Genomic DNA, 4,174 nt, shown 5'->3' with positions numbered 1-4,174 from the left:
AGAGGTGTATAAGAGACAGGGCCCGGCTCATGCCACCGGCCACCACACCCGCCCGGCCGACCGCAACCACGACGACGCCGCCACGACAACGAGCCGCTCCGGCCGCTTCGCCACCCCGGCGCAGACCCGGCCGCGCAGCTCGGCGACGTCGTACCGCGTCCAGCCCACCCCGACCTGGCACACCCGCCACCACCCCGCTCACGACGGGGATCTCGACGACGTTCTGCCGGACGACACCTACGACTGCGCTCCGCCCGTCACCGTGACCACGACCGTCACCGCCACCGCCACCGCTCAGGAGTAACGCCCGTGCTCAACCCCGTGTTGCCGCTGCGCGCCGCCTTCGCTGAACTGCTCCACCATCTGCGCAACGGCGAGTCGTGCGGCCCCGGATGCGTTCGTAGCGGTCCCGCCGACGACGCCAGCGAGATCAGATGCAGGCCATTCGAGGCCGCTGCCGAAGCCCTGGACCAGGCCCGCTCCGCGTCCTCCACCGCGATCGCCCTGCCCGTTCCGTCCGACACCGCCGCCTACGGCCAGCCGGTCAACACCGTCTTTGGCCAGCTCAGTATCGTCGCGGGCCGAGTTCAGCTCGCCACCGCCTGCGGGACATGCGCGCGCGTGGAAGTGCGCACCGCCGACCCGCGGACGACGATGCTGAACGCCGCGGCGTTCGCTGACGCCGCGCAGAAGGCCGCGGAGCCGGACCCCGCCGAAGTGCAGCGCATCATCCACCACCTCCGCACGCAGGGCGACTTCGACACCGACCGTTCCTGGCCGGGCTTCCATGCGGCCACCACCATCATCACCGCGCTCCTGCGCAGCCACACTGTCGCAGCCAAGTCGGCCGAGTAGCGAACCCACCGGCTGGCGCGGCCCCGGTCCAAGAGCTACGCCAGCCGCCGGCGGCGAGCGCCGCTCGCCGCCGTCCAAGAAGCAACGAAGGAGACACCGCAGCGTGTTCGAAGAAGAAGGCGCTCGCCCGCCCGACTGGGAGATCCGCATGCCCGCCGGCATGAAGGTGCTGAACGCCAACCACCGGCTGCACTGGCGCACCGCAGCCAAGATCACCAAGGCGTTCAGAGAGACGGCGTGGCTGCTCCTGCTGCAGCAGAAGATTCCCACGATCGAGCGCGCGTACGTGCAGGGCGTCTACTGCCCGCCGGATCGTCGGGTACGTGACCCAGCGAACCTGCAGCCGACCTACAAGGCCATCATCGACGGGCTGATCGCTCCTTCGAAGGAAGGCAGGAAACAGCAGCTGGCTGGGCGGTTACGGTTTGGATTGCTCCGCGACGACGACGACAAGCACCTGCTCGGGCCGGACCCGAGGCTTGGCGCGATTGTGAAGCATGGCCAGGTCATAGTGCGCGTCTGGAATCTGTCGGGCGACGTTGACGCCTCTGTGTCGGATTCCACATCGCTGAGTGACCGTTTGACTTCCCCCGCGAGTTAATTATCCTGTACTATTTTTGTGGACACTAGGTGTGTCCACCGCCCGTCACCAATAGCGGGAGGAACCTTTAGCGTCCCACACTACTAAGGATTGATCCAGATGGCTGCAACGACATCACGCAGGCGCTCGCCGAGCACGCTGGCCAACAAGACGAAGCAGGCACACGGCAAGGTCATGCAGGTGCGTGCGCGGCACACCGACGCCACGCACCCGCGCGACCTGGCCGCGCTGGTGCTGGTCCTCGTTCACAAGAACAAGGCCGAGGCCGTGATGCGTCGCGCGAATCTGACCCGGTCCATGTGGCACAACGAGATCAAGCCTCACGCGCCGCTCGAGCTGCCCGACTGGACCGAGGATGAGGCACTGGCGATCATCGACGCCCAACTGCAGCAGATCGCGAAGATCGACAGCGACCTGGAGAAGGCGATGGATGAGCGCGCACGGCACGTGGCCGCCCTCGCCCAGCACTACACCGCGGAGTTCGGCCGCAGCCGGGGTGTCAAGGCCGCCATTGTGGCGGCCACCGGTCTCAACATGCCGTTGGTCGGTCGCGATCTGGAAAGGGCCGCCAAGATCGTCACGGAGACCAAGCCTGCCGCGGACGCTGGCGAACAAGCCCACGCCGGTGAACAGCCCGATGCCGACGACACCTTTGGGCGGGAGATGCTTCCGGCCCCAGAGGTCGCCGCCCGACTGGGCACGACCCTGAACAAGTTCCTCGCCCGGATCAAGTACGCGGACGCCAGCGTAGGCCCCGGCCCGATCTCCCGGCGAGGCCGCGGCCGCGTCATGCTCTACGACGTCGAGACGACGCGGCGCTGGTGGCAGAAGAACCGCTTCGACTGGCTGAGCGTCACCGAGCTGGCCGAGCGATGGGGGGCTGAGGCGCGAGTCGTACGCGAGCGGCTTCGCGGAGCTGCTACCCGGGGCGTCACGCCGGAGCATCTCGTGGAGAACGGCCGATACCGGTACAACCCAGGCGCTGCGGACGCCTGGTGGAACGGCCTGCAGAAGCTCGGGCAGGCTGTGGCCGAAGGCGAAGACGACAAGGGCCGGTGGACGACGGCACGGCTCGCCCGCGAGCTGGGCACAACTCCCGACAAGGTCAAGGATGTGACGCGGGCCTGGCGGGAGAAGGGCGAGCTGACCGCGCACGTGACCGACGAGCGCGGGCACCGCTGGTGGAACCCGGAGCCCTTCCTGGAGAAGTGGCGCGCCGAGGGCCGCCCCGTCGCCACAAAGCCGGAGGCCAAGCGCCAGGGCGAGGACGCACCCGACGCCGGCCGGAGCTGAACCGGCGCCGGGCACGGGCCCGAGCGAGGGGCGGAACCTGATGAACGGGTTCCGCCCCCTGCTATTGCCGGGGAACCGCCTGGCCGGGCCCGACTCTCGTCACAGGGATCGCGTCACAGGGCGGCCGCTTGCTTCGGGGTGCTGCCGAACCGAAGCCAAGGTCGCCGATCACCCGCTTGACCGATAATTAACATTCCTATACTTTTTATTGTGCAAGTAAGGGGAGTTTTCCGGATGGCGAGGAAGAGGCGACCGCGATGAACACGATCCAATACGGCTACCGCAGTACCGACGGCAGCACCACCGAGCACCACATCCGCCGCGTCATCCTCTGGTCGCAGGCGCAGCGCGCTGCCCTCCAAGCTGGCCAGCAGCCTGCCGTGGCCGTCTATCGCGTGGTCCACGTGATCCACGAGGACCCCTTCTCGGGTGACTGCACCGCCGAACCCGTCACCGCATGGGCGGAGCTGCCCACCGACACCGCGGTCCAGTTCGGCATCTACCGCAACAGCGCCACACCTGTGCGCGAGGCCAGCCAAATCGACCTGAATTGCCTGCCACGCCTGCATGAGCTCACGGGCGAGGGTGACCCGCACGGCAGCAGCCCCCGCGACGGCGGCCACATCGTCTACCGCGCCGTCGCCCTCCACCCTCAGCGCGGCAGCATCCTCTTCCCTCTCGCCGCCTGGACCCTCCTCTACCCCAATCTCTAACCCGGCAGGAGTAGCCCCCGCTGCCTCTGAAATTAACCATCATGTACTAGATATTGAGCGAGTGTGCTGCTCAGTCACGCCCCGCGGCCTCAACCACCAGAACAACCTCTATCCGAAGCCCAGCCCACGCAGGAGTGTGACGACGCTCATGGCCATCACCACGCGCCAGACCGATCGGCCGCTTGAACACCGCAGCCTCAACGCGACCAACCGTGAGGCGGTCGGCCTGGCGAGACTCGTCCAGGAGGGCGACCTCCTCCTAGACACGCCCTACCAGCGCGGCGACGTGTGGACGCTCGACCAACGGATTGCACTTGTGAAGTCGTGGCTGCTCGGACTGCCGATCCCCGCAATGATCATCAACGACCGCATGACCAGCGCATGGGAGCGCGACGGCGAACGGACCCCGGCCTACGCCATGATCGACGGCAAGCAGAGGACGCTGACCGCGATCGCCTGGTACAACGGCGACTTCGCCGTCCCTGCGTCCTGGTTCCCCAGCGACCAGATCGAAACCGTTGAGGACACCAACAACGACGGCCCCTACGTCCGCTTCAACGGGCTAACGATCGTCGGACAGCGACGCTTCATGCGGATGGCCCAGATACCCGTCTGCGAGGCGCGCGTCAGCACCCTACGCGAGGAAGCGGAAGTTTTCCTGCTGGTCAACGGCTCCGGCACGCAGCAGCAGGAGGCCGACCTGGCCCGCGCC

The 4,174-nt window shown here is 67.4% G+C and carries 6 protein-coding genes; all 6 read left to right on the top strand.

Annotated features, from left to right (window positions below; translation table 11 throughout):
- A partial coding sequence (locus ETD86_RS56445; RefSeq protein WP_170223786.1) for a hypothetical protein occupies positions 1-304 on the top strand: 304 nt, incomplete at its 5' end.
- A gap of 5 nt (positions 305-309) precedes the next feature.
- A complete protein-coding gene (locus tag ETD86_RS52810; protein WP_138674146.1) occupies positions 310-855 on the top strand; it encodes a hypothetical protein in 546 nt (181 codons plus the stop codon).
- A 103-nt stretch (positions 856-958) separates the two neighbouring features.
- Positions 959-1,456 (top strand): hypothetical protein, encoded by a 498-nt coding sequence (locus tag ETD86_RS52805; protein ID WP_138674145.1) that lies wholly within the window; start codon positions 959-961, stop codon positions 1,454-1,456.
- Positions 1,457-1,555: 99 nt separating this feature from the next.
- On the top strand, positions 1,556-2,749 hold the full coding sequence (locus ETD86_RS52800) for a hypothetical protein (protein WP_138674144.1): 1,194 nt from the start codon (positions 1,556-1,558) through the stop codon (positions 2,747-2,749).
- A gap of 257 nt (positions 2,750-3,006) precedes the next feature.
- On the top strand, positions 3,007-3,462 hold the full coding sequence (locus tag ETD86_RS52795; RefSeq protein WP_138674143.1) for a hypothetical protein: 456 nt from the start codon (positions 3,007-3,009) through the stop codon (positions 3,460-3,462).
- Positions 3,463-3,610: 148 nt separating this feature from the next.
- A partial coding sequence (locus ETD86_RS52790; protein ID WP_138674142.1) for a DUF262 domain-containing protein occupies positions 3,611-4,174 on the top strand: 564 nt, incomplete at its 3' end.

Source organism: Nonomuraea turkmeniaca (genome assembly GCF_005889735.1).
GTDB lineage: Bacteria > Actinomycetota > Actinomycetes > Streptosporangiales > Streptosporangiaceae > Nonomuraea > Nonomuraea turkmeniaca.
This window is presented reverse-complemented; position numbering and strand designations above follow the sequence as displayed.

Excerpts from the sequence above, each read along its gene's own strand:
- ETD86_RS52800 (WP_138674144.1), top strand. The coding sequence starts at position 1,556 with ATGGCTGCAACGACATCACGCAGGCGCTCGCCGAGCACGCTGGCCAAC.
- ETD86_RS52795 (WP_138674143.1), top strand. The coding sequence starts at position 3,007 with ATGAACACGATCCAATACGGCTACCGCAGTACCGACGGCAGCACCACC.